The sequence below is a fragment of the Pedobacter frigiditerrae genome, assembly GCF_032678705.1.
GTDB lineage: Bacteria > Bacteroidota > Bacteroidia > Sphingobacteriales > Sphingobacteriaceae > Pedobacter > Pedobacter frigiditerrae_A.
Map to the genome: position 1 here is coordinate 632,601 of NZ_JAVTSS010000002.1, position 25,796 is coordinate 658,396.

The 25,796-nt window shown below is 34.8% G+C and carries 23 protein-coding genes and 1 riboswitch; of the genes, 16 read left to right on the plus strand and 7 right to left on the minus strand.

The annotated features are described in order from the left end of the window. Positions 1–37: 37 nt before the first annotated feature. A complete protein-coding gene (gene glmS, locus R2Q59_RS13380) occupies positions 38–1,876 on the plus strand; it encodes a glutamine--fructose-6-phosphate transaminase (isomerizing) (RefSeq protein WP_316785849.1) in 1,839 nt (612 codons plus the stop codon). A 55-nt stretch (positions 1,877–1,931) separates the two neighbouring features. Here glmS and R2Q59_RS13385 read toward each other — a convergent pair whose 3' ends face one another. Both R2Q59_RS13385 and mutY read right to left on the minus strand, forming a co-directional pair. Next, positions 1,932–2,366, minus strand: coding sequence for a single-stranded DNA-binding protein (locus R2Q59_RS13385; protein WP_316769767.1), 435 nt, complete (start codon positions 2,364–2,366; stop codon positions 1,932–1,934). Positions 2,367–2,369: 3 nt separating this feature from the next. Further along, positions 2,370–3,431: an A/G-specific adenine glycosylase gene (mutY, locus tag R2Q59_RS13390; RefSeq protein WP_316785850.1), complete on the minus strand. Its 1,062-nt coding sequence runs from the start codon at positions 3,429–3,431 to the stop codon at positions 2,370–2,372. A 173-nt stretch (positions 3,432–3,604) separates the two neighbouring features. Between mutY and R2Q59_RS13395 the strand changes: the two genes are divergently transcribed. From R2Q59_RS13395 to R2Q59_RS13425, 7 genes are all read left to right on the plus strand, one after another. Continuing rightward, on the plus strand, positions 3,605–3,907 hold the full coding sequence (locus tag R2Q59_RS13395) for an HU family DNA-binding protein (protein WP_055133196.1): 303 nt from the start codon (positions 3,605–3,607) through the stop codon (positions 3,905–3,907). A gap of 6 nt (positions 3,908–3,913) precedes the next feature. Beyond that, on the plus strand, positions 3,914–4,786 hold the full coding sequence (locus R2Q59_RS13400; protein ID WP_316769773.1) for a tetratricopeptide repeat protein: 873 nt from the start codon (positions 3,914–3,916) through the stop codon (positions 4,784–4,786). A gap of 248 nt (positions 4,787–5,034) precedes the next feature. Then, on the plus strand, positions 5,035–6,585 hold the full coding sequence (locus R2Q59_RS13405) for an Rne/Rng family ribonuclease (RefSeq protein ID WP_316785851.1): 1,551 nt from the start codon (positions 5,035–5,037) through the stop codon (positions 6,583–6,585). A 149-nt stretch (positions 6,586–6,734) separates the two neighbouring features. Then, positions 6,735–8,111, plus strand: a complete 1,377-nt coding sequence (gene radA / locus R2Q59_RS13410) for a DNA repair protein RadA (protein ID WP_316785852.1) — start codon at positions 6,735–6,737, stop codon at positions 8,109–8,111. A gap of 352 nt (positions 8,112–8,463) precedes the next feature. Continuing rightward, complete coding sequence (locus R2Q59_RS13415) at positions 8,464–8,928, plus strand: DUF4920 domain-containing protein (RefSeq protein WP_316769779.1); 465 nt, start codon at positions 8,464–8,466, stop codon at positions 8,926–8,928. A 147-nt stretch (positions 8,929–9,075) separates the two neighbouring features. Beyond that, the gene (locus tag R2Q59_RS13420) at positions 9,076–9,633 is read left to right on the plus strand and encodes a LemA family protein (RefSeq protein WP_316785853.1); all 558 of its coding nucleotides are present in this window, start codon (positions 9,076–9,078) and stop codon (positions 9,631–9,633) included. Beyond that, a complete protein-coding gene (locus R2Q59_RS13425) occupies positions 9,633–10,589 on the plus strand; it encodes a DUF3137 domain-containing protein (RefSeq protein WP_316785854.1) in 957 nt (318 codons plus the stop codon). Before R2Q59_RS13420 ends, R2Q59_RS13425 begins: the two co-directional genes overlap by 1 nt. A gap of 545 nt (positions 10,590–11,134) precedes the next feature. On the opposite strand, the gene carB is transcribed toward R2Q59_RS13425, so the two are convergent. Both carB and R2Q59_RS13435 read right to left on the minus strand, forming a co-directional pair. Next, positions 11,135–14,032, minus strand: coding sequence for a carbamoyl-phosphate synthase large subunit (gene carB, locus R2Q59_RS13430; RefSeq protein WP_316785855.1), 2,898 nt, complete (start codon positions 14,030–14,032; stop codon positions 11,135–11,137). Between the two features lie 209 nt (positions 14,033–14,241). After that, on the minus strand, positions 14,242–14,559 hold the full coding sequence (locus tag R2Q59_RS13435) for a carboxypeptidase-like regulatory domain-containing protein (RefSeq protein WP_316785856.1): 318 nt from the start codon (positions 14,557–14,559) through the stop codon (positions 14,242–14,244). Positions 14,560–14,744: 185 nt separating this feature from the next. Here R2Q59_RS13435 and R2Q59_RS13440 point away from each other — a divergent pair, with 185 nt between their 5' ends. The 8 genes from R2Q59_RS13440 to R2Q59_RS13475 all read left to right on the plus strand — a co-directional run bounded on the left by R2Q59_RS13440 (position 14,745) and on the right by R2Q59_RS13475 (position 22,524). Further along, positions 14,745–15,266 carry a hypothetical protein gene (locus tag R2Q59_RS13440; protein ID WP_316785857.1) on the plus strand — a complete coding sequence of 174 codons (522 nt, stop codon included), beginning with the start codon at positions 14,745–14,747 and terminating at the stop codon, positions 15,264–15,266. 159 nt (positions 15,267–15,425) lie between these two features. Further along, the gene (pnuC, locus tag R2Q59_RS13445; RefSeq protein WP_316769788.1) at positions 15,426–16,049 is read left to right on the plus strand and encodes a nicotinamide riboside transporter PnuC; all 624 of its coding nucleotides are present in this window, start codon (positions 15,426–15,428) and stop codon (positions 16,047–16,049) included. Next, on the plus strand, positions 16,033–16,560 hold the full coding sequence (locus tag R2Q59_RS13450; RefSeq protein WP_316785858.1) for an ATP-binding protein: 528 nt from the start codon (positions 16,033–16,035) through the stop codon (positions 16,558–16,560). Before pnuC ends, R2Q59_RS13450 begins: the two co-directional genes overlap by 17 nt. Positions 16,561–16,722: 162 nt before the next feature. Beyond that, a riboswitch (TPP riboswitch) is annotated at positions 16,723–16,909 on the plus strand. A gap of 56 nt (positions 16,910–16,965) precedes the next feature. Then, entirely contained in the window at positions 16,966–19,347 is a 2,382-nt protein-coding gene (locus R2Q59_RS13455; RefSeq protein WP_316785859.1) for a TonB-dependent receptor, read from the plus strand. 162 nt (positions 19,348–19,509) lie between these two features. Next, positions 19,510–20,142 (plus strand): thiamine phosphate synthase, encoded by a 633-nt coding sequence (locus R2Q59_RS13460; protein ID WP_316785860.1) that lies wholly within the window; start codon positions 19,510–19,512, stop codon positions 20,140–20,142. A 38-nt stretch (positions 20,143–20,180) separates the two neighbouring features. Then, positions 20,181–20,822 carry an alpha/beta hydrolase gene (locus R2Q59_RS13465; protein ID WP_316785861.1) on the plus strand — a complete coding sequence of 214 codons (642 nt, stop codon included), beginning with the start codon at positions 20,181–20,183 and terminating at the stop codon, positions 20,820–20,822. Positions 20,823–20,826: 4 nt separating this feature from the next. Continuing rightward, complete coding sequence (locus tag R2Q59_RS13470) at positions 20,827–21,225, plus strand: group III truncated hemoglobin (RefSeq protein ID WP_316785862.1); 399 nt, start codon at positions 20,827–20,829, stop codon at positions 21,223–21,225. 6 nt (positions 21,226–21,231) lie between these two features. Then, the gene (locus R2Q59_RS13475; RefSeq protein ID WP_316785863.1) at positions 21,232–22,524 is read left to right on the plus strand and encodes an MFS transporter; all 1,293 of its coding nucleotides are present in this window, start codon (positions 21,232–21,234) and stop codon (positions 22,522–22,524) included. A gap of 174 nt (positions 22,525–22,698) precedes the next feature. On the opposite strand, the gene R2Q59_RS13480 is transcribed toward R2Q59_RS13475, so the two are convergent. The 3 genes from R2Q59_RS13480 to R2Q59_RS13490 are packed head-to-tail and all read right to left on the minus strand — an operon-like array spanning position 22,699 to position 25,701. Continuing rightward, positions 22,699–22,947: a PLDc N-terminal domain-containing protein gene (locus R2Q59_RS13480; protein ID WP_316785864.1), complete on the minus strand. Its 249-nt coding sequence runs from the start codon at positions 22,945–22,947 to the stop codon at positions 22,699–22,701. 26 nt (positions 22,948–22,973) lie between these two features. Then, positions 22,974–23,945, minus strand: a complete 972-nt coding sequence (locus R2Q59_RS13485) for a family 43 glycosylhydrolase (RefSeq protein ID WP_316785865.1) — start codon at positions 23,943–23,945, stop codon at positions 22,974–22,976. A gap of 10 nt (positions 23,946–23,955) precedes the next feature. After that, positions 23,956–25,701 carry an ABC transporter ATP-binding protein gene (locus tag R2Q59_RS13490; protein ID WP_316785866.1) on the minus strand — a complete coding sequence of 582 codons (1,746 nt, stop codon included), beginning with the start codon at positions 25,699–25,701 and terminating at the stop codon, positions 23,956–23,958. Positions 25,702–25,796: the final 95 nt, after the last annotated feature.

Sequence of the window (25,796 nt, forward strand, 5' to 3'; positions counted from 1 at the left end):
CTATTTTCGAGGGATTTTATTTTTAAAAGAACATTTTATGTGTGGAATTGTAGGGTATATAGGGTTTAGAGAAGCTTGGCCAATTGTACTAAAAGGATTAAAAAGGTTAGAATATCGAGGATATGATAGTGCAGGTATTGCCTTGATTGAGAGCGGCAATTTAAATATATATAAAAAAGCCGGTAAAGTTAATGAACTTGAAAATTTTGCGGAAGGCAAAGACTTAGCAGGAACGATTGGTATGGGACATACTAGATGGGCAACGCATGGAGCGCCTTCTGATAGAAACTCACACCCGCATACTTCAGACAATGGAAGATTGACCATTATTCATAATGGTATTATAGAAAATTACGCTATTCTAAAAGAAGAACTACTAAGAAGAGGACACACATTCAAAAGCGATACAGATACTGAAGTATTAATTCATTTAATAGAAGAAATTTATAAGAATGAACACAACGACTTGTTAGAGGCCGTAAGGTTAGCTTTAAAAGAAGTAAGTGGCGCTTATGCAATTGTTGTGATGGATCAAGATAAGCCAGACCAACTTATTGCCGCAAGAAAAGGAAGTCCAATGGTAATTGGTGTTGGGCAAGGAGAATATTTTATTGCCTCAGACGCTACACCGATTATTGAATACACAAAAAACGTAATTTATCTTAACGATAATGAGATTGCCTTTTTAAAACGCGACGAGTTAATGATTAAACGTTTAGATAATGTTGTTCAAACACCTTATATACAAGAGCTAGAACTTAAACTAGAAATGTTAGAAAAAGGTGGTTATGATCACTTTATGCTAAAGGAAATCTATGAGCAACCTCGTTCTATTAGAGATTGTTTGAGAGGAAGAATTTATCCCGAAGAAGGTAAAGTACAATTGGGAGGAATTAAGGAATTTGTTGACAAGCTTAAAAACATTGATCGTATCATTATCGTGGCTTGCGGAACTTCTTGGCATGCTGGTTTGGTAGGAGAATACTTAATTGAGGAGTACGCTCGTATACCTGTTGAAGTAGAATATGCATCTGAATTTAGGTATAGAAATCCGATTATTACCGAAAAAGATGTAGTTATTGCCATATCTCAATCCGGTGAAACGGCAGATACTATGGCCGCAATAGAAATGGCCAAAGAAAAAGGTGCTACTATTTTTGGAGTTTGTAATGTTGTTGGGGCATCAATTCCCAGAATTACTCATGCAGGTGTATATACACATGCTGGACCTGAAATTGGTGTAGCATCAACTAAAGCATTTACCGCACAAGTAACGGTGTTAACATTAATAGCCTTTTATATGGCTCAACAAAGAGGAACAATTACCAGTTCTAAATTGATCGAGCTATTAACCGAGCTTGATTCGATACCCGATAAGATACAGTTAGCCTTAAAATCTAATGATATCGTTAAAGAAATTTCTGAGAAGTTTAAAGATTCTAGGAATTGTTTATTTTTAGGAAGAGGAAGCGGCTTTCCAGTTGCACTAGAAGGCGCATTAAAATTAAAGGAAATCTCATATATACATGCAGAAGGCTACCCTGCAGCGGAAATGAAACATGGGCCGATTGCTTTAATAGATGAAGAAATGCCAGTTGTTGTGATAGCGACTAAAAATTCATCCTACGAAAAGGTAATCAGCAACATTCAAGAGGTTAAGGCTAGAAAAGGAGTTGTTATAGCTATTGTTACAGAAGGTGATACAGAAGTTAAAAAAATGGCTGATTATTGTATTGAAATACCTGACGCGAACGAAGCATTTTTACCATTGCTTGCAACTATTCCACTTCAACTATTATCATACCATATAGCTGTATTAAGAGGTTGTAATGTAGATCAGCCAAGGAATTTAGCAAAATCTGTTACAGTTGAATAAGAACAAAGAAGCCTCAAAATTAATTTTGAGGCTTCTTTGTTTTACTTTGTATTTCTCAAAAGGGTAAGTCGCCGGTTTCAGCCACAGAATCACCATTTGGTGTTATATAATCATCTTCACTTTTTGGAGTGCCAGAGCTCACTGGGGTGTTCTCAAAGTCACTTTTTCTTCCAAGCATTGTGAAATTCTCCGCAACAACTTCAGTTACATATTTTTTCACTTTCTCCTTATCTTCAAAAGAGCGTGTTCTTAATTTTCCTTCAATATAGACTAATTTTCCCTTTTGAAGATATTTTGAGGCCACCTCTGCCAAACCTCTCCACAGCACGATATTGTGCCATTCTGTTTGCTCAACGCGTTTACCATCTTTATTATACGTTTCAGATGTTGCTAAAGGAAAGCTAGCAACTGTTACGCCACCTTCTAAATGTCGGACTTCTGGATCCTTACCCAGGTGCCCCACTAAAATAACTTTGTTAATACCGGACATAGATTAAATATTTGGTTTGTTTTGCAAATACAATTCAAAAAAATCGCTTATAACTTTTGGATGTGGTAAAGTAGCTAAATCTTCAAGCGTAACCGATTTAATATCTGTATGCACATTAAAGTTAATCATATAATTTTCTAAACCAAAAAAATGAACATATATAATTTGGTGAGTTAAAATATGTTTTTTTTGCACCAAAGATTTGATTTTTACATCGTTACCAAACATCTCTCTTATAGTTGCGGTAAAATCATTATCGTTTAAGCCCGCAACATCATTAGTCTCGATTAGAGGAAAATCATACATCTGTTGCCAAATGTCTCCGGCTTGACGCTGTTTAATTAAAATTTTATCATCTTTAAATCCGACAAAATAATTAAACCATCTTTCTCTCACTTTTACCTTTTTGAGTTTTACAGGCAATACATCCACTTTGTGATTTTTAAGCGCAAAGCAGCCAAATTGTAAAGGGCAAATATTGCAAGCTGGCGATTTTGGTTTACATTGCAACGCACCAAATTCCATAATCGCTTGATTGTATACCGATGGTTTATGATCTTCAATTAATTTTTGAGCAAGCGATGAAAATATCTTTTTACCATTTGTAGAGTTAATTGGTTCTTCAATTCTGAAATATCGAGACAACACCCTAAAAACATTCCCATCCAAAACAGCTTTAGATTCATTATTCGAGAAGGAAGAAATAGCAGCTGCAGTATAATCGCCTATTCCTTTCAGTTTAATTAACTTTTCATAGGCTTTTGGAAAATTCCCATTATGCATTTCCATTACTTGCTTAGCCGTATAAAGCATATTTCTACCTCTAGAATAATAACCTAACCCCTGCCAAAGTTTTAAAACTTCATTTTCAGTAGCACTTGCAAAAGCTTTTACTGTAGGGAAATTCTCCAAGAACTTATTAAAGTAAGGTAAGCCTTGCTCAACCCTAGTCTGTTGTAAGATAATTTCAGATAACCAAATTACATAAGGATCGGTTGTACTACGCCAAGGAAGATCGCGTTTATTAATTTTATACCATTTTATTATTTCAGTTTGGAAGCTCATTTCATCAAAAATACAATCAAAACTTATCTTTTTATTAAAACTTGCAGTAACATGATGATTTTGATTGTAAATAAATCATCTTTTATTTTCCTATCTCATTAAAAAGCAATACTTTTGCAACCCCAAAACAGTTATAATATTAAATACACAATAACTTAATAAAATAGAAAAATATGACTAAGGCAGATATTATTTCAGAAATATCAACAAAAACAGGCATTGAGAAAGTAGATGTACAAGAAACAGTTGAGGCATTTTTCAAAGTAATCAAAAACAGTATGATTGGTGGCGAAAATGTATATGTTAGAGGCTTTGGAAGTTTCGTTGTAAAAAAGAGAGCACAAAAAACTGCTAGAAATATTTCTAAAAACACTGCTATCATTATCCCAGAACATTTTGTTCCTAGCTTTAAACCAGCAAAAGTATTTGTTGATAAAGTAAAAAACAATTCTAAAAAAGTTAAAGCAGAAGCTTAATTCCTTATGTTAAACAATATCCGTTCAAAACAAGTTATTCTTATTGTCGCAATATTATTGCTTGGCGGATTTTTGTTTACTAGAGACGTTAAGGGTTTGGTTAAACCAAAAGATGAAGCTGGTAAAATGCCAACCAATGGGCAAGCCTCTACTTCGTCATCGGCTCCGAAAATTACTATTGAAGAAGTTTCTAACACAGCAAAAAACTTAGTAAGCAGTGCAACTGCCAAAGAGATTATTGCTTTAGAAAGCTCATATAAAAGTGCTTCGGAAGCAGATAAAATTACAACTGCCAAAACATTAGCTCAGAAATGGGATGACGTTGAACAATCTATACCAAGTGCAATGTACTTAGAGGTTGTTGCCAATAATGAAGGTACGCTTTCTAATTGGCTGAATGCAGGAACTCGTTTTTTGAAAGCTTTTGACAACACCCAAGACAGCTTGATACAACCAGCTATGCTGCAAAAGGCTAATAATGCTTTTACCAAAGCACTAGCAATTGACACCAACAATAACGATGCTAAAACTGGGTTAGGGATTACTATCGTTAATGGTTTAGGTGCTCCAATGAGTGGTATCGCAATGTTATTGGATGTGGTTAAGAAAGATCCAAAAAACTTAAAAGCAAATATGAATTTAGGTATGTTTGCGATTAAATCTGGTCAGTTTGACAAAGCTATAATTCGTTTTAACGATATCATTAGCAACATCAAAGCTACACCAGATGCCTATTTTTACTTAGCTACGGCTTATGAAAATCTAGGAAAAAACACAGAAGCAATAGACGCTTATTTAAATAGCAAAAAATTAGCAGCGAATCCTACTTTATCGGGCTTTATAGATAAGAAGGTGGCTGAGTTAAAGAATAAACGTTAATTAACAGAATTAATAAAAACATTAAAAACTTAAAATTATGCCAAGCGGTAAAAAAAGAAAAAGACATAAAATGGCTACGCACAAACGTAAAAAACGTCTAAGAAAAAACAGACACAAGAAAAAATAGGATTTTCCTATTAGTGCTTTGGCCAAAAATAAATGTTTCTTACATAGAGCATTTATTTTTGGATTCAATGTTTTTTGGTCCATGTGTAATAAGGCATTAATTGCCTTAAAATCTGTAGCTTTTGGTAAAGGAATTAATAATCGATTCTACTCCTGCGGGAGTAACCATAGCTTTAATTGAAGACAAGTACCTTGTAGAAATACATAAAGAGCAAATCAACAATAATTACGCCGTAGGCGATATTTATTTAGGTCGCATTAAAAAAATTATGCCCGGCCTAAATGCTGCATTTGTTGATGTGGGTTATGAGAAAGATGCATTTTTGCATTATTTCGATTTAGGTCCGCAAGTACAATCTTTAATAAAGCTTACTAAAATTAAGCGTAACGGCACAGTCAATGGAACTTTATTAGACAATTTTAAATTAGAGGCCGACATTAATAAAGCGGGTAAAATATCCGAAATTGTCAGCAAGAATTTGATCTTACCTGTTCAAATTGCTAAAGAACCAATTTCTACTAAAGGACCAAGATTAAGCTCTGATCTTTCTATTGCAGGAAGATACATTGTCTTAGTTCCTTTTTCGAACGTAATTTCGATTTCTAAAAAGATTAAAAGCAATACCGAACGTAATCGTTTAAAAAAGATTATTGAAAGTATTAAGCCTAAAAACTTTGGAGTAATCATTAGAACCGTTTCCGAAGGAAAAGGCGTTGCCGAATTACAAAAAGATTTATTGGATTCTGTATCCAAATGGGAAAACTTTACTAAAAAGTTGCCCGATGCAGAACCTTCTAAACGTGTTTGGGGAGAGATGGATCGTACTTCTACCCTAATCAGAGATATTTTAAGCACCGATTTTACAAACGTACATGTAAATGATGCAAACCTGTTCGAAGATATTCGTTCTTATGTGCACGAAATTTCTCCAGAGATGGAAAAAATCGTTAAGCTGTATAAACATAAAGAACCAATTTTTGAGCATTTTGGTGTTGAGAAACAAATTAAAAATGGCTTCGGCAAAACAGTAAATCTTGCTGGCGGAGCTTATTTGGTAGTAGAACATACCGAAGCTTTACACGTTATTGATGTAAACAGCGGTAATAGAACTGCTAGCAAAGAAAATCAAGAAGAAAATGCACTTCAAGTAAATAAAGAAGCTGCTAAAGAAATTGCTCGTCAGTTGAGATTGCGAGATATGGGTGGTATTGTTGTTATCGATTTTATCGATATGCATAAACCAGCCAATAGAAAAATGCTCTTTGATTATCTACGCGAGTTGATGTTGTTAGACCGTGCTAAACACACCATTTTACCTCCAAGTAAATTTGGCTTAGTACAAATTACCCGTCAACGTGTTAGACCAGAGATGAACATTGTTACGGTTGAGAAATGCCCAACTTGTGATGGTACTGGCGAAATTAAAGCCAGTATCGTTTTAATGGACGACATTGAAAGTAACTTAACTTACATTTTGCAAGAGCAGAATGAAAAGAATATTACACTTTGTGTGCATCCTTACATTGCAGCTTTCATTAACAAAGGATTAATTTCCCTAAAATGGAAATGGTTCTTGAAATTTGGACAACGCATTAGGGTTAAAGCGATATCTTCTTATAACTTAACTGAGTTTCATTTTTTATCTTCAAAAGATGAAGAGATAAAATTGTAATTAAGGTTTTAAATTTACGAATTACAAATGCCTGATTTCAAAAATGAAATCAGGCATTTTTGTTTAAAACTTAATCATATTTTTCCATTCATTAGGTTTAAATTCGTAATTACCAATCGTAAATCAAAAATTTAAAATCATAAATCAAATTGGCTAAAACTAAATCTGCTTATTTCTGTCAAAGTTGTGGTTATGAATCTGCAAAATGGCTAGGTAAATGTCCTTCTTGCAATCAATGGAATACTTTTGTTGAAGAAATTATTGATAAAGGCGCTACCAATGTTCCTACGTGGAAATCGCCCTCTGGCACACAAAGATTAAGCAAACCAAGCAAGGTAGAAGAAATTTTAAGTGCAACGGAAGAAAGAACTTCCACTGGCGATTCGGAATTAGATAGGGTTTTAGGAGGCGGCTTAGTTGCTGGCTCTGTTATTTTAATTGGAGGGGAACCAGGAATAGGAAAATCTACCTTAATGCTACAATTAGCATTAAATATTGCCGGAAGAAAAATCTTATATGTTTCTGGCGAAGAAAGTGAGCAGCAAATCAAGATGCGTGCAGAGCGGATTACAGCAAATCCAAAATCAGATTGTTATATCCTTACAGAAACATCAACCCAAAACATATTTAAGCAAATTGAGCAATTAGAACCAGAAATTGTAATTGTAGATTCTATTCAAACATTACATTCTGCTCATATCGAATCTACGCCAGGAAGTGTTTCACAAGTAAGAGAATGCACAGCAGAACTATTACGTTTTGCAAAGGAAACAAATACACCAGTATTTCTAATAGGCCATATTACTAAAGATGGTGCGATTGCAGGACCAAAAATTTTAGAACACATGGTGGATACCGTACTTCAATTTGAAGGAGATAGACATCATATTTATAGAATTTTAAGGTCGATTAAAAATCGGTTTGGTGCTGCTGCAGAATTGGGAATTTATGCCATGCAAAGCAGTGGACTAAGAGAAGTATCTAATCCTTCAGAAATTTTACTATCTCAAAGGGATGAAGAGTTAAGTGGCATAACAATTGGCGCTACATTAGAAGGCGCAAGACCGATGCTAATCGAAACACAGGCATTGGTTAGCGTTGCGGCATACGGAACTCCCCAGCGCTCTGCTACAGGCTTTGACACAAAGCGAATGAACATGCTTTTAGCTGTGTTAGAGAAAAGATGCGGATTTAGGCTAAGTGCAAAAGATGTTTTCTTAAATATTGCTGGCGGTATAAAAGTAGAAGACCCTGCAATTGACCTTGCGATAATGGCTGCAATTATTTCTTCTCATGAAGATATTTTTATTTCCTCAAAAATCTGCTTTGCAGCAGAAGTTGGTTTATCTGGAGAAATTAGGGCTGTTAATAGAATAGAACAAAGAATATCTGAAGCAGAAAAGTTAGGTTTCGAAAAAATCTTCATTTCTAATTATAACCTAAAGGGATTAGTAAAGGATAAATTTAAAATAGAAATAATAACGGTTAGCAAAATTGAAGAAGTTTTTTCTTTGCTCTTTGGCTAAATTTTAAGCGTACACAGGCAACTCATTTCTCATATTATGATTTTTTGGGGAAATGTTTCTCGTTTTAAATCAAGTATTTCTGTTGCTTTTTTAAGTTGCTGACTATTAAACTACACATAATCAAATAGTTAATATTAAACTCATTTTATTACCCCCATTTGGACATGTTATTGCCTTATGTTCTGTGTTTTAGTTCCATTAATGGATGCTTACAAAACAAATAGGGATGATTGACCTCACTGCTGGAAGCAGTGAGGTTTTTTTCTGAATAAATTATCAAAAGAATTAGCAAGATTTTAAATACTTTTGTAATAGATAAGAAATTGAGTTATACCAAATTAAATAAATTGATATGAAGAAAATTGTTTTAAGCTTGGCTTTATGCCTATTTACTGCTTTTGCGTTTGCGCAAGATGCTTACAAAGGAAAATCTTTTGGCGAAGGGGTTAAAAAAGGGGATGTAATAACAACTGCACAAATAGAATCTACTTTAGGTGATAAAACTAAAAAAGATATGAAAGTAACAGGTTTAGTTACTTTGGTTTGCCAGAAAAAAGGTTGTTTCATGAATTTAGAATTACCTAACGGTAAAACTATGTTTGTAAACTTTAAAGACTATGCTTTTTTTATGCCTAAAGACCTAGCAGGAAAAAAAGTTGTAATTGATGGTTTCGCAGAAAGAAAAGAAACTTCGGTTGAAGACCAAAAACATTTTGCTGAAGATGCCAAGAAATCAGCTGAAGAAATAGCAAAAATTACACAACCTAAAAAAGAAATTGTGTTTGAAGCAAAAGGAGTTGTAATTTTGGAGGATTAAGAAGGTTCTCCTTTTTAATATTGATTGATTTGAACCCTGTTGTCTCCGCAACAGGGTTCTTTTTTTGTTGCTAATTTTTGTAACACCTAAATCAATTATATATCTTAATGATATATTTATATTTAACCTCCACTAAAAACAAACAAAATGATTATTGTAGCAGTAATTGCCATCCTTGTATTAATTATCGGTATAGGAATTTATAACTCATTAATAAGTAAGAAAAATCAAGTTGCTAATGCATTTTCTGCAATTGATGTGATGCTTAAAAAACGTTTCGATTTAATACCAAACCTTGTTGAAACCGTAAAGCAATACATGCAATACGAAGGCGATACTTTAACTAAAATTACAGAATTAAGAGGTAAAGCTATGGGTAGCAATGTTAGTGAAAGCGATAAATTAGCTTTAGACCAACAAATTGGCTCTGCTGTAAAAGGCTTAATGGTTAGTGTAGAGAATTATCCAGATTTAAAGGCAAACACAAACTTCTTAAACCTTCAAAGCACTTGGACAGAAAGTGAAGAGCAAATCGCCGCAGCCAGAAGAAATTATAACTCATCTGTTACAACTTACAATAATGCTGTAATGATGTTCCCAGGCAATATGTTTGCAGGAATGCTTGGTTACCAACCTATGCCAGTTTTAGAAACTGCTGCTGAAGAACGCAAAAATGTGAGCGCTAAAGAACTTTTCAATAATTAATGGCAGTCAATTTTGTAATAAGCCCTGCGGTTCAAAGCGTTCTTGATGAACTAGAAATTCAGCGCAAAAAAATAGTTTCGACCAATTATAAAGGTTGGGGCTTAATTTTAGGTGGCATCTTATTAGCTTTTCTTGTTACCAATTTTGGTGGGTTAATAGCTGGGTTATTAGTGGGTGCTGCTGCTGTAATTCCTGGCGGAGTTATGCTGTACAAAATAAGCGATGATACTGCTCAATACAAAAGTCGTTTTAAACGAGAAGTAGTAGGCGCTGCATTAAGTTCTGTAGACCAATGTTTAACATTAGACCCTAGCAATGGAATATCTGAATCAGAATTCACCTCTTCACAACTATTTACAACTGGTATAGACCGATACCATACTGAAGATTTAGTTTGTGGCAAGATAGATAAAACCTCATTCTATTTTGCTGAAGTTCATGCCGAATACAAAACCGAAACACGTACCAAAAACGGAACGCAAACTACTTGGCATGATATTCTAAAAGGAATTGTATTTGTTGCCGATTTTAACAAAAACTTTAATGGTGTTACTGTAGTTAGGCCCAAAGATTTTGGCTCTTCTATTGGCGCCTGGTTTTCTAAAAACATATTTTCTGTTGGCGATAAAAATGTTGTTGAACTGGAAAATGATGGCTTTAACAAGAATTTTGTGACTTACAGTACCGACCAGGTTGAAGCCCGTTATGTTTTAACTCCTGCAATGATGGAGAGAATTAACGACCTAAATCAACGTTCTGCATATACCGTTTCGCTATCGTTTATCAATTCGAGTATGTATATTGCTTTTCCATTAGATAAAAACTATTTCGAAGCTCCTGTTTATAAAACGTTATTAAGGCCAGACTTGCTGGATGATGACATGTCTGTTCTTGGCTTTATGTATGATATTGTACACGAACTAGATTTGAATACAAGGATTTGGACTAAACAATAAATGATAGCCACAGATTATCAGATTATTATTTAGAAAGCAAAAACAGCATTTCATCTTGACGTTAGTCCCGCTTTTACTTCAAGTCCTCACTCGTTCCTCGCTGCGGGCTTTTCGTTGCTCCCGATAGCTATCGGGACGGGTTTAGTTTACGCAGGTTTGTGAAACTATGTACGGTTTCCTTGCAGTAGCCTAAGTTAAATAGCCCAAATTGAAGCGACATACTTTTTAATGTCATTCTGAGTGTAGTCGAAGAACATTAAAAAGATATAGCGGAAAGTTGGACTGCCCTTAATTGCTGTAGTGTTATTGCGCTTCAAAAATTTCGGTCGGTGAGACACCAACCGATAGGCCAATTATTATTTATCGCAGAGATTCTTCGCTACGCTACCGATGTAAATCCGATAGCTATCGGATCGGTACAAGTCTGAATGACAAACAACAAAAAATCCCTCAACTTTCGCTAAGGGATTTAATTTATCGACTAGTCTTCGACAAGCTACCGATGTAAAATCGGCACACGTCAGACTGACATTATATTTTTTGTTTTACTTAGACAAATACATCGATTTATCTTTGTACAATTTACGGAAATAAGGGTCTTCTAAATCTTTAATAAAACGGATTGACTCTCCTGTCGATTTCATTTCTGGACCTAATTCTTTCGTTACTTCAGGGAATTTATCGAAAGAGAAAACTGGCTCTTTAATCGCATATCCCTTTAGTTTACGGACAATTGTAAAGTCTTTTAATTTGTTTACTCCCAACATAATTCTAGCAGCGATGTTGATATATGGTACATCATAAGCTTTTGCAATGAAAGGAACGGTACGAGATGCTCTCGGGTTCGCCTCAATTACATATACTTTATCGTTTTTAACCGCAAATTGAATGTTCAATAATCCTATTACGTTTAACGCTTTTGCAATTTTCTTAGAGTAAGTTTCCATATCAGCAATAACCTTTTCAGATAAGCTGAATGGCGGTAATACTGCAAATGAATCTCCAGAGTGAATACCTGCAGGTTCGATGTGTTCCATTAAACCAACAATATGGCAATCAGTTCCATCAGAAATTGAATCTGATTCTGTTTCTTCTGCTCTATCTAAAAAGTGGTCGATAAGTACGCGATTACCTGGCAAATCTCCCAACAATTTAACTACTGCCTTTTCTAAATCCTCATCGTTAATTACAATGCTCATTCCTTGTCCGCCTAAAACGTAACTCGGACGAACCAAAACTGGATAACCAACTTCATTTGCAACTACGATTGCCTCTTCAGCATTTTCTGCAACTCCGTATCTTGGATAAGGAATATCTAATTCTTTTAACAAATCTGAGAAACGGCCGCGGTCTTCGGCAACATCCATATCGTTGTAAGCAGTACCGATAATTTTGATATTGTTCTCGTGAAGTTTTTCAGCCATTTTAAGTGCTGTTTGTCCACCTAATTGTACAATTACGCCAACTGGATTTTCAAGTTCGATAATCTCACGTACATGTTCCCAGAAAACTGGTTCGAAGTATAATTTATCGGCCATGTTAAAATCTGTAGAAACCGTTTCTGGATTACAGTTAATCATGATCGCTTCGAAACCACTTTCTTTTGCAGCAAGTAATCCGTGTACACAAGAGTAATCAAATTCTATCCCCTGACCAATTCTATTCGGGCCAGACCCTAAAACGATAACTTTTTTCTTATCAGACACGATTGATTCATTCGAACCTAATTCGTCGCCATCTGAAAGTATTTCGTTACCAACCAAAGAAATTTGGATTGGAGATTCTTCAAAAGTTGAGTAAAAATATGGTGTTTGTGCTGCAAACTCAGCTGCACAAGTATCAACCATTTTATAAACACGTTTAATGCCTAATTCTTTTCTGCGGTTGTAAACATCATCTTCGGTAACGTTACCTAAAACGTATGCAATTTGAATATCAGAGAAACCTCTTTGTTTTAAATTGAAGAAGAAATCTCTTGGAATATTGTTTAAAGAATAACGTTTAAGTTCTACCTCTAAATTTACTAATTCTTGAATTTGAGACAAGAACCATTTATCTATTTTGGTTACCTTACGGATAGATTCTAAAGGCACACCCATACTCATTGCATCTTTAATCAGGAACAAACGGTTCCAGCTTGGATGCTCTAAGCCATGCATGATTTCTTCGATATTTCTTTTTTGTCTGCCGTCTGCACCTAAACCAGCTCTACCAATTTCTAAACTCTGACAAGCTTTTTGTAAAGCTTCGATAAAGCTACGGCCAATTGCCATTACCTCACCTACAGATTTCATCTGCAAGCCAAGTTCCATGTTAGCTCCTTTAAATTTATCGAAATTCCAACGAGGAACTTTTACGATTACATAATCTAAAGTAGGCTCAAAATATGCTGAAGTTGTTTTAGTAATTTGATTTTCAATCTCATCTAAGTTGTAACCGATTGCCAGTTTAGCAGCGATTTTTGCAATTGGATAACCAGTTGCCTTACTTGCTAACGCTGATGAACGAGAAACACGAGGATTGATTTCGATAGCGATGATATCATCATTATCTGGATTTACTGAGAACTGTACATTACATCCGCCAGCAAAATTACCAATGGCACGCATCATTTTTATAGCCTGATTACGCATTTCTTGGTAACAACGGTCAGATAAAGTCATGGCTGGAGCAACAGTAATTGAATCTCCCGTGTGTATCCCCATTGGGTCGAAGTTTTCGATAGAACAAATGATAATTACGTTATCATTTCCATCTCTCAAAAGCTCTAACTCATATTCTTTCCATCCCAAAACAGCTTTTTCTACTAAAACTTCATGAGTTGGAGAAGCTTCTAAACCACGTTTTAAAGCAGCATCGAAATCTTCTTTTTTGTGTACAAAACCACCACCAGAACCGCCCAATGTGTATGATGGGCGAATTACTAATGGAAAACCAATTTCTTGAGCAGCTTCTTTACCTTCTAAAAATGAGTTTGCGATTTTTGAAGGAGCAACACCTACACCAATATCAACCATTAACTGACGGAAAGATTCCCTATTTTCAGTTTTTTCGATTGCGGCAACATCTACACCGATGATTTTTACACCGTGTGCTTTCCAAATGCCACGCTCCTCTGCATCAACACATAAGTTTAAGGCAGTTTGACCACCCATTGTTGGCAATACAGCATCAATTTTAGGTAGGTTTGGATTGGTTGCGTGGTCAGTTAAAATTTGCTCAATCGAATCTAATGTTAGTGGTAACAAGTAAACGTGATCACCAATAACTTTATCCGTCATGATGGTTGCAGGATTCGAATTGATGATTGAAACCGTAATTCCTTCGTCTTTAAGAGAAAGGGCGGCTTGAGAACCAGCATAATCAAATTCGCAAGCTTGACCAATGATAATAGGTCCTGATCCAATAATAAGTACTGATTGTATAGAGAGATCTTTAGGCATTGTGGGTTTTTAAAAAAGTCTAAAGTAAAAAGTCAAATTCTGACTAATAGCTGGGAGAAATCCTTGCTACGATGTATTAAAAACTCCCACAGCTCTGTCGGGATGCAAAGATAGGTTTTTGAATATAAAAAAGCTTGACTTTTTTGAAATTTATTGCAACAAAAAAGAGGACATCAAGCCCTCTTTCCATTTTAACACACACAATATTTCTATTGTAATAACTTTATCTCTCCAATATCTGTTGTTGCGCTATCTGTGACTGCTACATTTTCTACCGAAGTATCTTTATAAGGTGCATTTGCTTTTACCCAAACGGTATATGTTCCCTTTTTTACTTTACTAAATACAAAAGCTCCATTACTTATGGTACTCCTTAAAGTATCTGTTCCTGCAACCGCAACAACTTCCTTAGCACCTTCTGCAGGTGTAACTTTCCCTTGTATGCCACCTTCTTTAATTGAGCCAAATGCAAACAATCCTAACGATAAGCCTGCAACAGCCAAAATTCCTAAACTCGCTCTTTTCATGATGTAAATTTTTAGTTTAACTTCTATTAATTAAGCGTAATTCTTTTCCATCCGTATAGTATTTAATAGGCAGTGATGTACAAAATTAAACACAGTATTAAAAAAATTGTTTTTGTTGAAGTTATTTTTTAAGAATCAAGACAGAACATAAAAAACTTTTTAGACTATTTATTTGTTATGGTCTTATGAAAAAATTAATTCTATCATTTGTTGTGATTTCCAGCATTATTGCAGGATGTGCAACAGTACAGTCAATCATTAAATCTACCTTCCCCTATACTTCGAGTTTGATTATCCCTGCAAGCTCAAAAATAAATACAACATTAAGCGCTACAAGCTCGGCAAGCAGTTTTGACCAAATCTTTGGTAATCAAAATGGCACCAATTATATTAAGGAAGTAAGGGTTGCATCAGTTAGGTTAGATGCAAGTAATCCAACAAATCAGAACCTAGGTGTTTTTAAATCCGTAAAAATATTTTTAGTTAATGGCGCTGGGGCAGAAGTCATGGTTGCGTCAAGAAATGATGTCTCTGAAAATATTGGCAACAATCTTGTACTAGATGTAGATAACTCACGTTTTGTAGATGAATATGTGAAAGGGAATAACTTGAGAGTGAGAATGGAATATACTTTAAGAAGTACTTTATCAAGTGATGTGAGTGTAAGGGCGGCAATTAATTTTAATTCGACGCCGAATACTAATTAGATTAAAAATTTCCTCAACAAGTTTGAGGATTCTTCATAAATAGTTTGTTTGGTTTATTGTCCGGTAGGCGTTGTTTCCTATCGGACTTTTTTGATTAAGAGATTTTGTCAGTCCTAAATCTTACTTCTCAATACTCACTTCTATTTTATACTTTTGAACATGTTATTACTTGCAAGCGGATTTAGCGAAAGCATAAAGCAGTTTCTTTTTGGAACTGGTTGGCTAGAATGGTGTGGCGTATTCACGGGAATACTGTGTGTATGGTTAGCTGCAAAAAACAATATTTGGAACTGGCCAATTGCTTGCATTAGCGTAATTATCTATGTTTTCATATTTTTTGAGGGAAGGCTGTATGCTGATGCAGGTTTACAGATTTATTTCCTGGTTACTAATATTTATGGCTGGTATTATTGGAGCAAGCAAAAAGAAAACCCAGCATTGGAGCGTCCAATTATAAACATTACTAAGGAAGAAATTATCCTCTCAATTATAGGAGTAATAGTATTTACCCTGGCACTTGGCTTTACCCTATTCCATAAAACCAATGCTTCATTTCCTTTTATTGATAGTTTTTGTACTGCTTGTAGTCTAATTGCACAAGTATTTTTGGCTAGGCGTGTTATACAAAATTGGTTAATCTGGATTTTTGTGGATATAATTTATGTAAGTGTATATTTTTCCAAAGACTTATATGCAACAGGGTTGATGTACGCCCTATACATCGGCATTGCCACAATGGGTTATTTAGATTGGAGAAAAATTTATCGTGAACAAAACAATTAAGAAAATAGCCATTGTTGGCCCTGAAAGCACTGGCAAATCTACCATATCCATCGCCTTGGCAAAACATTACAATGTGCCTTGGGTACCAGAATATGCTCGTTATTACTGTTCTGCTTTAACTAACGATTGCACTTTACAGGATGAGGTTAATATGTTTCACGGGCAAGTTGCTTTAGAAGAATCTATTTTGGCAACGGCCGCAACAGGATTCATTATCTGCGATACAACCTTTGCAACCGTAAAAATCTGGAGCGATGAATTTTTTGGAGAAACACCACAGGTTGTTTTAGATGGTTTGACAAATCGCCCGTATGATTTTTATCTTTTATTAGATATTGATTTACCTTGGCAGGATGACCCACTAAGAGATTTTCCGCATAAGCGTGAATATTTTATGGAAGTTTGGCATAAAGAATTAAAAGCATTAAACGCAAATTATAAAGTAATTGGAGGTATTGAAACTCGCTTACAAAATGCGATTGATGCTATTGATGGGTTTTTAAAGAAATAAATTTTCCCGCTGATTTAGGGATTTCGCATATCGACACTTCCTGCTGAATTTATTTCAGCACCTGTCCTGCAAAAAAAGACCCTGAAATAAATTCAGGGTGACGTCTTTGTTGCGTTTTTCAAAATCAATTTTTTAATCTCAATCATTTTACATTACATTTGCACCATCAATAAGGGGTGCCTTGTTTTGTAAAAAACACAAATAAAGGCTGAGAACATACCCATTTTAGATGGAAGAGGGAAAATGTAAGATGGAAAGGGAAACCTTCAGCCTTTTTACCTTCAACCTTCAACCTCTAAATGCACCTGATCCAGGTAATGCTGGCGTAGGGATGGTTTATGGAGTTTAACTAAAGTCGGGAGTACCCCTACTGTCGGCAGGTTTAACTAAAACAAAAAATACAAATTGAAAAATTTAAGATTATTGGCATTGCTTGCCATGCTGTTGCCTTGTGTTGCAATGGCCCAAATTACTGTTAACGGAAAAGTAACCGACAACAATCAGAAATCATTAGATGGAGCAACAATCAAGTTAAAAAACAAAGCTACAACGATTATCAGTGACAAAAATGGAGACTACACATTAAACCTTGCGCAAGGTAAATACACCTTTAGCGTGAGTTATTTAGGGTACCAAACGCAAGAAAAAACTGTCGATTTAAGCTCCAATACCACCATTAATTTTAGCTTATCTGCACAGAGTTTTGTCGGCGACGAAGTTGTGGTAAGTGCAACAAGAGCCTCAAAAAACACCGCTACTACTTATAAAAACCTCGACAAGGCTGCTTTAGAAAAAAATAATCTTGGTCAAGACCTTCCCTATTTATTAAATCAAACTCCTTCTGTTGTTGTAAGTTCTGATGCTGGAGCAGGTATCGGCTATACAGGTATAAGAATTAGAGGTAGTGATGCAACTAGAATCAATGTAACTGTAAATGGCATACCTTTAAATGACGCAGAGAGCCAAGGCAGCTATTTTATCAACTTACCAGATTTGGCTTCTTCTGTAGACAATATTCAAATTCAACGCGGTGTTGGTACATCAACAAATGGTGCTGGTGCGTTTGGTGCCAGTTTAAATATACAAACCACCACCAGAAGAGATTCGGCCTATGCAGAAGTAAACAGTACTTATGGCTCTTATGAAACTTGGAAAAACACGGTCAATGTTGGTTCTGGCTTGATCAATAATAAATTTAGTTTTGACGGTCGCCTGTCAAGAATTAAGTCTGATGGTTATGTGGATAGGGCATCATCAAATTTGAAATCGTTTTTTGTTTCTGGTGCGTATTATGGCAAAAAAGATATTCTTCGTGCCAACGTATTTAGTGGTGCCGAAAAAACTTATCAGGCATGGAATGGTATTTCAGAAGTGCTATTAGTTACTGATAGAAAACATAATGATTTTACTTATGATAACCAAACCGATAACTACCAACAAGACCATTATCAGTTATTTTACACTCGTAATTTAAGCAATAAGCTCGTAGCGAATGCGGCCCTACATTATACCTATGGAAGAGGATACTACGAAGAATTTAAAGATAATCGCACATTAGCAGACTATAACATTGCACCAGTTGTAATTGGTGGCACTACAATTACCGAGTCTGATTTAGTAAGGAGATTATGGCTTGATAACGATTTTTATGGCGTTACCTATTCCTTAAACTACACACCAAAAACCAATCTAAACTTTATTTTAGGTGGAGCTTATAATGAATATGATGGAAAACACTTTGACGAAGTGATTTGGGCTAAGTATGCAAATTACGATGCAAGTGGTTCAATGAGACATAGATATAACGACAATGATGCTTTTAAAACAGACTTTAACATTTTTGGAAGAGCAAATTATCAGCTAGATAAATTTAATATTTTTGCGGACCTTCAGTATCGCCATGTTTACTATTCTTATTTCGGTAAGGATTTGGCAGGCAATCCTGCACAACAAAATGCGACTTTAGATTTCTTTAATCCAAAAGCTGGTTTAACTTATAATATTAACGAAAAAAGTAATGTTTATGCTTCTGTAGCAGTAGGAAACAAAGAGCCAAACAGAAGAGACTTTACTGATTCTAATATAAACAGCAGACCAAAATCAGAAAATTTAACTGATATTGAAGCTGGTTATAGAACACAATTTAACAACCTTTCATTTGGGATTAATGGTTATGCCATGCTTTATAAAGACCAGTTGATTAACACAGGTAAATTAAATGATGTTGGCGGACAAACTAGACAAAATGTGCCAGACAGTTACAGGTTAGGTATTGAATTTGATGGTCGTTGGCAAATTGTTAAAGACCTATATTGGGCTGCAACAGCTACATTAAGTCGTAATAAAATAAAAGAATTTAACGAGTACATTTATGATGAAGACCCTGCTGCATTAATTCCAACTGTAATTAACACTTATAAAAAAACCAATATATCTTTCTCTCCATCGGTAATTGCATCAAGTGAAATTGGTTATAATCTAATTAAAAATGGCCAAATCGCTTTCATCAGCAAATATGTTGGCAAGCAAAATTTAGATAATACTTCTGCAAATAGTCGCACATTATCTAGCTTTTTTGTGAATGATATTCGCCTGAGCTACAATACTGCTTTTGCAGGTGTAAAAAATGTTGGCTTAACTTTATTGGTAAATAACGTGTTTAGCACACTTTATGAAAATAATGGAGGTTCTTACAGTTATCTTTACGGCGGAGTTTTAGATCGTGGCAATTACTATTATCCGCAAGCAACACGTAACTTTTTATTGAGCTTGAACGTTAAGTTTTAGAAAGACAAAAGACCATAGCAGAAAGACTAAAGAACATTAAATTCGTCATTGTGAGCTTTGCAAAGCAATCTATCTTGCAGGAAAGATTGCTTAACTATCTTCGCAATGACGATTTATTTTAAATCGGTGTAATCAAATTTAATCCTTTAAAAATCTTCTTCAATGAAAAAATACATCGAAAAATTACACTTCATCACAAATGATATTCAACAAAGCTCACACATAGAGCAAGCACAAGTAGCTTGTGAGGCTGGGGCAAAATGGATTCAATATCGCTGTTTAAGCAAAGCTGATGATGAACTTTTAGCCGATATTAATGCCATAGCAGAAATTTGTGATGATTGGGGAGTAACCTTAATCGTAACCAATCATATTCACTTAAAAGGCAAAGCCGATATACAGGGTTTTCATATAGAAGATATGAGGGCTAACTTCATCGCACTGCGTAAACAAATTGGAGAAGAGTTTACTTTAGGAGGTTCTGCTAACACGGTAGAAGATTTAATTCGATTATCAAAAGAAGGTGCAGATTATGCTGGTTTTGGTCCATTTAAAGTTACCACCACAAAGCCTAATGACTATCCGTTACTTGGCAAAGAAGGTTATGCTGATGCGATGGAAAAATTGAAGGCTAAAGATATCGATTTACCGATTTTAGCAGTTGGTGGAGTTACTTTGGCAGATATTCCTCAGCTTCTAGAAACTGGCATTTATGGTATTGCGGCATCATCAGCAATAAATCAAGCTGAAAATATGTACGAGGCATATTTAGATTTTTATAAAGCTGTGATTTAAAATATAAAACCTCGTAGGTTTATTCCTAGATTTACTATATGGTTTATTTCATTAGTGGTTTAGGTGCCGACGAAAGGGTGTTTCAGTTTCTTGATTTATCCGAAATTGAACATCAATTTATTAAATGGAATGAACCTAGAAAAAACGAAAGCTTATCAAATTATTGCACAGAACTCGCTGAACAAATTGACAAAACTAAGGAAGTAATTTTAATAGGCATTTCTTTCGGAGGAATTATCGCTCAAGAAATTTCGAAAATCGTTACTTGTAAAAAAGTAATTATCATATCAAGTGTAAAATCTAATAGTGAATTTAGTTGGCAGCTCAAGCTAGCTAGTCGACTACAAATCCATAAAATTGCTCCACTCTGGTTTTTAACATTAAGTAATAAACTAACAGCCAATTATTATTTTGGAATTGAAAGCAAGTTAGAATCTAAATTGCTTCATCAAATAATTAAGGATACCAATCCCACATTTTTAGTTTGGGCAATCAATCAAATAATGAATTGGAAGAACGAAAAGTATCCAGAAAATTTAATTCATATCCACGGAACATCCGATAAAATATTCCCTATAAAAAATATTCAAAATGCAATAGAAATACCAAATGGAGGTCATTTTATGATTGTAAATAAAGCTTCTCAAATAGAACAACTTATATTTGATATCATTAAATAACACTATGGAAACCAAACAAACAGATATTCTCAATATAGATGATGTTAAATTATTGGTAAATGACTTTTATGAAAAAGTTCGAGATAATGAATTGTTATCACCTATTTTTAATGGCGTTATTAAAGATAACTGGCCTGCACATTTAGAGAGAATGTATGGTTTTTGGCAAACTTTACTATTGGATGTCCCAGCCTATAGTGGAACTCCATTTTTAAAACACGCCAAGCTTCCAATAGAGAAGGAACATTTTGATGCTTGGATTGGTTTATTTAATGAAACCGTTGATGAACATTTTACAGGCGAAAAAGCTAGTGAAGCCAAATGGAGAGCTGCAAGAATGAGTGAGATGTTTCAATATAAATTGGATTATTACAAAAACAATCCTGCGCAACCACTAATATAATTTGCCTTGGAAGAACCATCAGTCATAGTAGAAAAAAAAGACCCTTTTGCTTCTTTACGTTACCGAGAATTTCGTTCTTATTTAGGAATGCGCTTCTTCTTTACGTTTGCTTACCAAATGCAAGCCATTATCATTGGCGCTCACATTTATCATTTAACTAGAGACCCACTTGCCCTTGCTTTTATTGGGCTTTCTGAAGCAATACCAGCAATCTCAATTGCATTATATGGAGGTTATTTAGCAGACAAATTAGAAAAAAAAGGTTTGCTCCTTAAAATCTTCTCGGCGGTTTTGTTAGCATCTATCGTTATGCTTTTGGTAACAAGTCATAGAATGAGTTCCTACATTCCTTCAAGTTATATTGTTCCTATCATGTACGGAATGATTTTTTGTGTTGGTTTGGCAAGAGGTTTATTTGGTCCAGCGACTTTTTCTTTAATGGCTTCTATTTTACCTAAAAAGCTCTATCCAAATGCAAGTACTTGGAGTAGTTCGTTCTGGCAAATGGCTTCTATTTTAGGTCCAGCAGCAGGCGGTTTAATTTATGCAGGCTTTGGGATATCCATTTCTTACATTATAATTATTGCTTTTATCATTTTGGCAATCATTTGCATTTTGTTTTTAAAAGTGCATCCTCCAACATTTATCCCTAAAGAAAGTATTGCAAAGAGCTTACAAGAAGGTATTCAGTTTGTATTTAAAAGTAAAATGATGTTAGGTGCAATGAGCCTGGATTTGTTCTCTGTATTTTTTGGTGGTGCTGTTGCCTTATTGCCAATCTTTGCATACGATATACTTCATGTAGGTTCAGAAGGATTAGGCTTCATGAGAGCTGCAGCATCATTAGGTTCTGTGTTAACCATGCTAGTGATGACTAGATTTTCACCTATGAACAGACCTTGGAGAAATTTACTAATTGCGGTTACAGGCTTTGCTATTAGTATTATCTGTTATGGCTTATCAACCAGTTTCTACCTTACTTTATTCTTCTTATTCTGCGAAGGAGCATTTGATAGTGTGAGTGTAATCATCCGTTCTACCATTATGCAACTGCTTACGCCAGACCAAATGAGGGGCCGTGTTTCTGCAGTAAATAGTATGTTTATTGGCTCATCTAATGAGATTGGGGCATTTGAATCTGGTTTAACAGCAAAACTGATGCGCACTGTTCCTGCTGTAGTTTTTGGAGGAAGTATGACGTTGGGTATCGCAGCAATTACCTATTTCAAAACTAAAAGTCTGTTACCATTAACCTTAAACGATATTAAGCCTGCCGATAAAATTGAAGACCAGATCTAGCTTAATCAAAGTTTTAGTTTAGGGAAAAGCAATATCAGTTTTCCAATTAAAGTTAGTCTGGCTTTCCATTATATCTTTTCGCGAAGGGCTCAAAGTATGTCATTCCAATCCAGTTTAAAAACTTAGGTTATTGCTACTATTTAAGTATTAATCGGATAAAATAAAAGTCCAGATTTAAGGAAATTGATTAAACGGTGGTTCTTTAGGATAGATATAGTTTTTCTTGATAAGGAGATATATTATACTTCCCAAGCAAGGCATTAATAGTACTAATACAAAGAAGATTAGTTTTGTATTACTTTCCCTAAAATCAGAACGCATGATATCAATAAGCGCATAAATCATTAATCCGAAAGGAATTGACAAGATGACAAGAATGATGATTATTTCAATTGAGCCTAGGTTGAAGAATTCTAAAAGCATACTAGTATTTGTGTAATTACACTAAACTACAATTTAGTTTTTATAGTTGGCCATCCGTTTTCCCAATCTAAAATCTCAATTCTCAATTTTGATTTTCCATTGTCTTTTGCATCATATCCATGAAAAATGAGGTAATCTTTCCCATCTGCATGATAAACAGCATTATGCCCAACGCCATGCCAGTTTTCATTTCCAGCTAATAAAATTGTTCCGCCTCCATTAGTTAAGAGAATATTTGATTGGTCAACATACGGACCTTGGATGTGTTTAGACCGACCAACAATCATTTTATAGGTACTTGCTTCTCCTTTGCAACAATAATCTATCGAAGCAAAAAGATAATAATACCCATTCTTCTTAAATATGAAAGGTGCTTCAATTGCATTATTGCCAGATTGTCCCTTTTTCTTCTGGCTTGCTATAGTTTCAATTTTGTAAATGCTGGTATCAATGCTTAACAAGTCTTTTTTTAGTTGCACCATTTTAATTCCATCCCAAAAAGACCCAAATGTCATCCAAGACTTACCTTCATCATCTGTGATTATATTTGGGTCGATGGCATTCCAATGTGTTTTTACAGGAGTAGATTGAATTACCTTTCCATGATCTACCCACTTAAAATTTGAGTCTGATGGATTTAAGGTTTTGTTAGTAGCTACCCCAATTGCGGATGAATTTTTCCCAAACGTAGAAACCGAATAGAATAAATAATACTGATTGTTGTGAAATGAAATATCTGGCGCCCAAATATGCCCCTTAAATCCAGAAATTGATTCTACAGCCCAAGTTGGAGCCGTTGCAAAAACTGGCCGCTCTAGCTTCCAACTTAGTAAATCTTTAGAGCTTTGCACCTTAATTCCGTTTCCCGTACTAAACAAATAGTAAATACTATCTTGTTTAATAATTACCGGATCATGAACAGAAATACCTTTTTGAACTGACTGTGCCTTAACATTTAAAATGCTAAACAAAATCAATAGGGTAAAAAGGTATTTCATTGATTGCATTTTATCTTTCGCCTACTTGTTGTCTCCACATTGCATAATACAAGCCTTTTTCTGCTAATAAATCTGCGTGTTTACCTTGCTCAATAATGTTTCCTTTTTCTAAAACAAAAATTCTATCCGCATGGCGGATGGTTGATAAACGGTGTGCAATTAAGATGGTAATTTGACTGGTTATATCAGAAACCTCGCGAATGGTTTTGGTAATTTCTTCTTCAGTAATCGAATCTAAAGATGATGTTGCCTCATCAAACACTAAAATATCTGGGTTACGTAATAATGCTCTAGCAATTGATAAGCGTTGTTTTTCTCCGCCAGAAACCTTTACACCACCTTCGCCAATCACAGTATCAAGTCCTTTATCAGCACGTGCTAATAAATTCTGGCAAGCGGCTTGATGTAGCACTCTCATACAATCTTCATCACTTGCTCCTGGTTTTACAAAAAGTAAGTTTTCTCTAATTGTGCCTGAAAATAATTGAGTGTCTTGAGTAACAAAACCTATTTTTTCACGTAATTGATTAAGGTCAATTTCCCTACCTGAAATTTGATTGTATAATACTTTACCCTCCATTGGTTGGTACAAACCTACTAACAGTTTTACCAAAGTTGTTTTCCCAGAACCAGATGGTCCTACAAAGGCTATAGTTTCACCATTATTTGTTGTAAAACTAATGTTGTTTAATGCATTGGTTTTCCCAGAAAGATGTTTGAAGTTTACATCCTCAAAAGTTAAAGTATTAATTTTTTCAACCTTAACTGGATTTAATGGTTTATGTTCTACAGGTGTGCTTAATATTCTTTTAAAGTTACCCAATGAAACCTCTGCTTCTCTCCAAGCCAAAATCACGGTTCCAATTTCTTGAAGTGGACCAAACAAAAAGAACGAATAGAATAAAAACGAAAGATATTGACCAGGAGTAATGTTGTTTTCGAAAATAAGCATTAGCAGTACTACAATCATCGTACTACGTACCAAATTCACGGTAGTTCCTTGTACAAAACTCATACTCCTCACATATTTTACCTTTTTAAGTTCAAGTCCTAATATTTTATAAGTTGTATTATTTAATCTCCCAATTTCTTGATCTGCCAAACCCAAACTTTTTACTAATTCTATGTTTCTTAATGATTCAGTTGTAGAACCAGCTAAAGCTGTAGTTTCTGAAATGATTGAACGCTGTATAGTTTTAATTTTTCGGCTCAAAAACCAACTAATAAAGCTGATGATTGGAATAGATGCCGCATATACCAATGTTACTTTATAACTGATGGATAAAGAGTAAACAATAACGAACATCAATCCAATAAAACTGATGAAAAGTATGCTAATAAATGAGGTGATGAATTTTTCGCTATCTGTTCTTACTTTCTGAAGGATAGAAAGAGTTTCTCCACTACGTTGATCTTCAAATACTTGATAAGGCAACTCCAACGAGTGTTTAAGCCCATCTGCATACATTTTTGCGCCAACCTTTTGGATGATAATGCTGGTAAAATAATCTTGAAAGTTTTTAGCAATTCTAGACACCATCGCTACACCAATAGCGGCACCAACTAACTTTAAAACACCAAATATGTAAGCTTCCCTATCTGCTTGGTATAAGCTAGCCTTGGTAATATATCTATCCATCAATTTTCCTGTAATAGCAGGATCCATTAATGAAAAGCCGATGTTCATAGCAGCTAAGCACAAAGCAAGCACCACTAACCATTTATGTTCTTTTAAATATTGGAGCAGTAAATTCATTTTTTTATTGTTTGGATTGCAAAAATAAACAAAGGGAATGAAGCTTAGCCACATTCCCTTTTTAATTACATTTTAGCGATATACTGATTGCCTGT

What these genes read in the sequence shown, in the direction of transcription:
- R2Q59_RS13395 (WP_055133196.1), top strand. Translation starts at nt 3,605, where the DNA reads ATGACTAAGGCAGATATTATTTCAGAAATATCAACAAAAACAGGCATT.
- R2Q59_RS13485 (WP_316785865.1), bottom strand. Translation starts at nt 23,945, where the DNA reads ATGAAATACCTTTTTACCCTATTGATTTTGTTTAGCATTTTAAATGTT.
- R2Q59_RS13420 (WP_316785853.1), top strand. Translation starts at nt 9,076, where the DNA reads ATGATTATTGTAGCAGTAATTGCCATCCTTGTATTAATTATCGGTATA.
- R2Q59_RS13435 (WP_316785856.1), bottom strand. Translation starts at nt 14,559, where the DNA reads ATGAAAAGAGCGAGTTTAGGAATTTTGGCTGTTGCAGGCTTATCGTTA.
- R2Q59_RS13385 (WP_316769767.1), bottom strand. Translation starts at nt 2,366, where the DNA reads ATGTCCGGTATTAACAAAGTTATTTTAGTGGGGCACCTGGGTAAGGAT.
- R2Q59_RS13460 (WP_316785860.1), top strand. Translation starts at nt 19,510, where the DNA reads ATGAAAAAATACATCGAAAAATTACACTTCATCACAAATGATATTCAA.
- R2Q59_RS13470 (WP_316785862.1), top strand. Translation starts at nt 20,827, where the DNA reads ATGGAAACCAAACAAACAGATATTCTCAATATAGATGATGTTAAATTA.
- mutY (WP_316785850.1), bottom strand. Translation starts at nt 3,431, where the DNA reads ATGAGCTTCCAAACTGAAATAATAAAATGGTATAAAATTAATAAACGC.
- R2Q59_RS13480 (WP_316785864.1), bottom strand. Translation starts at nt 22,947, where the DNA reads ATGCTTTTAGAATTCTTCAACCTAGGCTCAATTGAAATAATCATCATT.
- R2Q59_RS13425 (WP_316785854.1), top strand. Translation starts at nt 9,633, where the DNA reads ATGGCAGTCAATTTTGTAATAAGCCCTGCGGTTCAAAGCGTTCTTGAT.
- R2Q59_RS13465 (WP_316785861.1), top strand. Translation starts at nt 20,181, where the DNA reads ATGGTTTATTTCATTAGTGGTTTAGGTGCCGACGAAAGGGTGTTTCAG.
- glmS (WP_316785849.1), top strand. Translation starts at nt 38, where the DNA reads ATGTGTGGAATTGTAGGGTATATAGGGTTTAGAGAAGCTTGGCCAATT.
- pnuC (WP_316769788.1), top strand. Translation starts at nt 15,426, where the DNA reads ATGTTATTACTTGCAAGCGGATTTAGCGAAAGCATAAAGCAGTTTCTT.
- R2Q59_RS13490 (WP_316785866.1), bottom strand. Translation starts at nt 25,701, where the DNA reads ATGAATTTACTGCTCCAATATTTAAAAGAACATAAATGGTTAGTGGTG.
- R2Q59_RS13400 (WP_316769773.1), top strand. Translation starts at nt 3,914, where the DNA reads ATGTTAAACAATATCCGTTCAAAACAAGTTATTCTTATTGTCGCAATA.
- R2Q59_RS13440 (WP_316785857.1), top strand. Translation starts at nt 14,745, where the DNA reads ATGAAAAAATTAATTCTATCATTTGTTGTGATTTCCAGCATTATTGCA.
- carB (WP_316785855.1), bottom strand. Translation starts at nt 14,032, where the DNA reads ATGCCTAAAGATCTCTCTATACAATCAGTACTTATTATTGGATCAGGA.
- R2Q59_RS13415 (WP_316769779.1), top strand. Translation starts at nt 8,464, where the DNA reads ATGAAGAAAATTGTTTTAAGCTTGGCTTTATGCCTATTTACTGCTTTT.